This is a genomic window from Clostridium sp. (assembly GCF_016650035.1).
Lineage (GTDB): Bacteria > Bacillota > Clostridia > Clostridiales > Clostridiaceae > Clostridium_AD.
The window spans coordinates 57079-63249 of sequence record NZ_JAENWM010000011.1 but is presented as its reverse complement, the minus strand read 5'-3'; the positions used below and the strand labels follow the sequence as shown (position 1 = coordinate 63249).

The following is a 6171-nucleotide window of genomic DNA, read 5'->3' as shown; positions in this document are numbered from 1 at the left end:
TTCATATTTAAATCTACCTTTCTGATTATCAACACCCCATTTGTACAATCTTATGAGGTATATTCTACACTATATTTTTGTATGTTTGGGACATAATCAAAAACGGTATACTAAGACATTATCATAAACGGATCATATAAATATTTTAATAGACTATTTTAATACTTGAGTTTGATTACAACATAAGATATAATTAGTTTATTGATTTTTTATAATTTTTAATGTAGAGGGGTAATACTAATGGGATTAAAAGACAAATTAACTAGTAGTTATACAAATGCTTATTTGAAAAGATATGGAGATAGACTTACTCAAACACAAGGTAGAGTTCTATCTGTCAAAGTAGATGAAAAAATTTATTGGAAATTTTTTAGAATATTTAGTAAATTAACTGTAACCATCTTGGTAAAGGCAGACGGAAGTAAGTCTATTGCTAGATGCGTATTTATGAAAAAACGTTGGTTTAAGAAAATTCACTTTATTTCTGTACTTCAAGGACAGTCTGTTATAATTCAAGGGATGAAGGGCAAAAAAGGAAAAGAACACAGAGAACAAATTAAAATTGTAAACATTAGAAATTTAACAACAAAGAAAGACTTAGTTCCAATGAACGGAGCTACTCCAAAAGTTCAAAGAGTAAGAGCCGATAAAAGGCTTAAATAAAAGAAGCTATATGACAAAGGTAATTTTTACTTTGTCATATAGCTCTTTATTATAAATAAAGCTTTTTAATTTAAAGTATTCCTGCTTTAATGATTATGGACTAAATATAAATACAAACTGTTAATGAAGGATATAATGCCAGAGAAAAACAGAATAATTAACCATTGACCGAAGTTAAGAGGTATTGTATGAAATACATTCTGAAATAATGGAATATAAACAATACTAATTAGCATTAGTATTGATATACCTACTGCTCCAATTAAGTACAAATTTGTAAAGGGATTAATCTCAAAAAGTGATTGCTTTTCTGATCTACATTCAAACACATGTATAAGTTGAGATAAAACTAGTGTACCTAGAGCCAAGGTTCTACATGCGGAAAGATCCATACCATAATATTCACCTGCAATAAATGCTAAAACTGTACATACACCAATGAGGCTCCCACGAATTACAATCTTTTCTGTAAGCCCCCTTGAAAATACACTTTCCCTCTTTTCTCTAGGCCTTTGGAGCATAATTCCCTTGCCCGCCGGATCCACGCCTAGTGCAATGGCAGGAAGCCCATCTGTAACTAGATTAACAAATAGAATTTGAATTGGAAGCAAAGGATTATCTAAATAAAATAATGAAGCCAAAAACATAGTAAGTACTTCTCCTAAATTGCAGGATAATAAGTACCTTATAAATTTCCTTATATTATCATATATTACCCTCCCCTCTTCAACTGCTGCAACTATTGTGGCAAAGTTATCATCTAAAAGAATCATTGAAGCTGCTTCTTTAGTTACATCTGTTCCGGATATCCCCATAGCTATGCCAATATCCGCTTCTTTTATAGCCGGGGCATCATTTACACCATCCCCTGTCATTGCAACAATATAATTTTTATGTTTAAAAGCTTTTACAATTCTCAGCTTGTGTTTTGGACTTACTCTTGCAAATATTCTAAAATCATCAATAGTTTTATCAAGTTCCACTTCATTTAATTTGTCCAGCTCATCTCCCGTTATAACCTCATCTGGAGATTTGCATATATCCAACTCCTTCCCAATAGCGTAAGCTGTGTTTTTGTGATCACCAGTTATCATTACAGGCTTAATACCTGCAATTTTACACTTTTGGACGGCTTCCTTCACTTCGGGCCGAGGAGGGTCAATTATACCTACAACACCTATGAAAATTAAATTTGACTCTAAATTCTCATTACGTGTAAGGCCAGAAACCTTATAGGCACAGGCGATACACCTTAATGCCTTAAAAGACATAGATTCCACTGCCCTTAATAGTGAATTTTTATAATTCAAAAGCAAAGGCTGTACGACTCCGTCAATATATATATACTTACATTTTTCTATAACCCTTTCCGGAGCACCCTTGACATAACAAGCTTCACTACCTTCTTCTTTAACAATAACTGACATAATTTTCCTTGTTGAATTAAAAGGATTTTCATATACCCTTTTAGATTTATTTAAAAACTCTTTTAGATCCTGTGTCTTTACAAAATAAGCTTTAATTAATGCAGTTTCTGTAGGATCACCAAATAAACATTTTTCCATATCACCTTTATTAAAATCATAGTTGCAATCGTTACAGTATGTATAAGCTTTTTTCATTAATAAATTTAATGGTATTTTATCACTATCAACATAATGAACGCGACTATTAAAATATAATGCCTTTACTGTCATGTTATTTTGGGTTAGCGTGCCTGTCTTATCTGTGCATATTACAGATGTACACCCTAACGTTTCAACTGCAGGTAGTTTTCTAATTAATGCTTTTCTTTTAAGCATTCTAGATACCCCTAGTGCTAGTGCAACTGTAACAATAGCCGTTAAGCCTTCGGGAATTGCAGCTACTGCTAAACTTATCCCTAGTAAAAACATTGTATACATATCTTGTCCACGCCAAATACCCATTACAGTTACAATCACACAAATAATTATACAAAGTGCAACTAATATTTTTCCAAGATGTTCTAGTCTTTCTTTTAGTGGAGACGGTTCATTTTCAATGCTATGAAGCATATTGGCTATTTTACCCATTTCAGTCATCATACCAGTGGCTAGAACTTTTGCTGTAGCTTTTCCTGTTAGAAGTATTGTTCCCATATAAATATTATTATCAGAAGACCTAGAACTTTTGTTTACTCCTGCAGACTCTCCAGTAAGTAAAGATTCATCTAGCATTGCATTATTATCTTGCATAAGCATACAATCCGCCGGAATTCTATCCCCACTTTCTAAAACTACTAAATCACCAGGCACTAAATATATAGCATTTATTACTGAAACACCACCATTTCTAATTACTTTAGCAGTTGGCGCTGCAAGCCTTCCAAGTGCCTCTAAGGACTTCTCTGTTTTATACTCTTGAATAAATCCTAATATTCCATTCATTATAACTATAATAAATATAGTTATTGCATCAGCTTTCTCTCCCATAAATCCTGAAATCACAGTTGCTGCTATAAGGACCCAAGTAATAAAATCGTTAAACTGTGATAAGAATATATGAATTGGGGATATCTTTTTTTTATTTTCTAATTTGTTCAGTCCATATTGTTTAAGCCTAGTTTCAGCCTGCTTCGATGTAAGTCCACTCCAAAGTTCATTACTATTTGCCGATCTTTCATTAATCACGTAAACTCCCCCTTCTACTCCACTGACATAGATAACTTTTACTAAAAGATACCCTATCCTAAAGTTAATATATTCTTCATTCTTTAATAATATATGTCTTATTTTACTTACATATGAAAAAACATACAGTGGATTATTTTAACTTATATTGGGTTCTGCTTTACAATATAGGCATTTCATTATAAACTAATACTAACAATAATTGCGAATGATCAATAAGGCCAGTTAACAATTTAGAATTGTTATCTTCACCATACGCATGCTAGGAGGAACATAAGTGAAAAACGTTATTTATATCACGGGGCATAAAAATCCAGATACAGATTCAATTTGTTCTGCAATTGCCTATGCAGAGTTTAAAAATAAGACCGGAAAAATTCATGCACTACCTATAAGACTTGGAGAAATTAATCGTGAAACTCAATTTATTCTTAATTATTTTAAAGTAGAGGAGCCGAAACTTATAACTACAGTTAAAACTCAAATTTCCGACTTGGATATTGATGTTGTAGCTCCTATTTCCCCCGATATTTCTCTTAAAATGGCCTGGTCTATTATGAAAAAAAATAGTATAAAGACTTTACCTGTTATAGATGAAAATGATAGGTTAGCTGGTGTAGCATCAGTTTCTAATCTTGCTGCAAGCTATCTAGATATTTGGGATAATTCTATTCTTGCCAAAAGCAATACGACCCTTGAGAATATTTTAGATACTTTATCAGCTAAATGTGTGTACAAACCTGACATACCTTTTAAAATAATAGGAAAGATTATCGTAGCTGCCATGCATCCGGATAGTACAAAAGCTATAATTGAACCTGGCGATATTGCCATATGTGGAGATAGAGAAGACTCCCAACATTTACTGATTACATCTAAAGTTGCTCTCTTAATAATTACAGGAAACCATGCTCCCACTAAGGAAATTATTAAACTAGCCGAAACTAATGAATGTACAATTGTGTTAACCCCTTTTGACACATTTACAGCTTCTAGACTTATAACACAAAGTATCCCTATAAGTTATGTTATGACTAAAAAAAATGTTTTAAGTTTTCATACAGAGGATTTTATTGATGAGATAAAATATATTATGCTTGAAACTAGATACAGAAGTTATCCAGTTATTGATGAAAACAATAAAGTTGTCGGTTCAGTATCTAGATATCATTTAATATCACAAAACAGAAAAAAAGTCATTCTTGTAGATCATAATGAAAAAACTCAGTCAGTAACAGGGCTTGAAGATGCTGAGCTATTAGAAATAATAGACCACCATAGAATTGCAGATGTACAAACTGGTACCCCGATATATTTTAGAAATGAACCTGTAGGTAGTACCTCAACAATTATTGCATCCATATTCTTTGAAAATGGGATTAGACCCTCTAAAAAAGCAGCAGGTATTCTATGTGCAGCAATTATTTCTGATACTCTACTTCTAAAATCTCCTACTTCAACTTTAATAGATAAACTTATATTAAAAAGATTATCTACAATTGCAAATTTAAATATAGAAGAATTTGCCAAAGAAATGTTTAAAGCTGGTACTTCCCTTGAAGGTAAAACTGCTAAGGAAATTTTTTACCAAGACTTTAAGGTTTTTACTCTTAATAATTTAAAAATAGGAGTATCACAAGTTGGCACAATGTACATTGAAGGCTTCGACCCAATGAAAGATGACATGATAGAATTAATGAATAAAAAAGCCGAAGAAAGTGGCTTTGACATCATTTTACTAATGCTAACCGACATACTAAATGGCGGTTCCACATTAATAGCCGTTGGTGAACATAAAGAAGTTATTTCAAAAGCCTTTAATGTTACTTTAACTGATAACGGAATATACATTCCTGGTCTAATTTCAAGAAAAAAACAAGTTATACCCCCTATTACAGATGCCATAAATAAAGCAACTTAAATTTAGTAATTTAAGTTAATATAAAAATGGAAGCATTTATTTTTAAAAAATAAATGCTTCCATTTTATATGTTCTATAATAAATATACCACTACAAAAGCTGTAAAAATCATAAAACATATAGAATAACTAATACTTAAATAATTCTTAATACATACATCATCGATCTTATTGTTATAGTTGCCATAGGATTTTAGGTAATGCATATTTTTCCCATTATAATGAAAGTAAAAATTAACAGATCCTATATAAGCAGCTATTATATCCACATTTAACATAGGCATCTTAAAAAGATTATTAATATAATCGCCTTTAAATTTTATCTTTAACTTTCGATTCTTTAAAACATAAATTATATATAAAAAAACTTCTGTTATTAATGATGGAATTATGTTAGCTATAGATACAATTATACCTATTAAATTAAGTTCCTCATCAAAGCTAATATTGTAGAGTAAAGTAAATACAATAGCTGACGCGTTTCCAAAAATTACAATATAAAATAGCGGTGCAATAAATCCACAAACTAGTGCTCTAGATATAGTGGACATGGTGTCATAAAAATGCTTCCTTTCGGTGTTATTTATATTTTTTCTCTCTGTATTACTTATATCTAATACTATAAAAGCTGTGATGGCATTGTATATCTCATTATTTTTCACAATAAAAAGCCCCATATATATAGCAATTAAAGCACATAAATATAAAAATTGTATCACATAAGGGTTTTTAATTTTTTTCCTTATTTTCTTGTTAACAAAGCTTATTATACCTTGCCTATCGAGTTTCCAGAGTAATATACTAATTAAACACCCAACTAAATATCCTATCCCCAAGCTTCATCCCTCCTATTTCATATTGTTACAGACTTTACTAATAATATATGAGGGATTTTCATTAATTAAAACTATTTCTCAATTATTATTTTCTAAAAGTA

Annotated in this window: 4 protein-coding genes; 2 read left to right on the top strand and 2 right to left on the bottom strand. The window is 31.0% G+C overall.

What is annotated here, in order from left to right:
- Window positions 1-240 precede the first annotated feature (240 nt).
- Complete coding sequence (locus tag JJD95_RS04450) at window positions 241-663, top strand: hypothetical protein (RefSeq protein ID WP_291640764.1); 423 nt, start codon at window positions 241-243, stop codon at window positions 661-663.
- An 86-nt stretch (window positions 664-749) separates the two neighbouring features.
- Here the strand turns inward: JJD95_RS04450 and JJD95_RS04445 are convergent, their stop codons facing one another.
- Window positions 750-3314, bottom strand: a complete 2565-nt coding sequence (locus JJD95_RS04445; RefSeq protein ID WP_291640762.1) for a calcium-translocating P-type ATPase, PMCA-type — start codon at window positions 3312-3314, stop codon at window positions 750-752.
- 277 nt (window positions 3315-3591) lie between these two features.
- Here JJD95_RS04445 and JJD95_RS04440 point away from each other — a divergent pair, with 277 nt between their 5' ends.
- The gene (locus JJD95_RS04440) at window positions 3592-5235 is read left to right on the top strand and encodes a putative manganese-dependent inorganic diphosphatase (RefSeq protein ID WP_291640760.1); all 1644 of its coding nucleotides are present in this window, start codon (window positions 3592-3594) and stop codon (window positions 5233-5235) included.
- Window positions 5236-5308: 73 nt separating this feature from the next.
- Here JJD95_RS04440 and JJD95_RS04435 read toward each other — a convergent pair whose 3' ends face one another.
- On the bottom strand, window positions 5309-6070 hold the full coding sequence (locus JJD95_RS04435) for a hypothetical protein (protein WP_291640758.1): 762 nt from the start codon (window positions 6068-6070) through the stop codon (window positions 5309-5311).
- Window positions 6071-6171 lie beyond the last annotated feature (101 nt).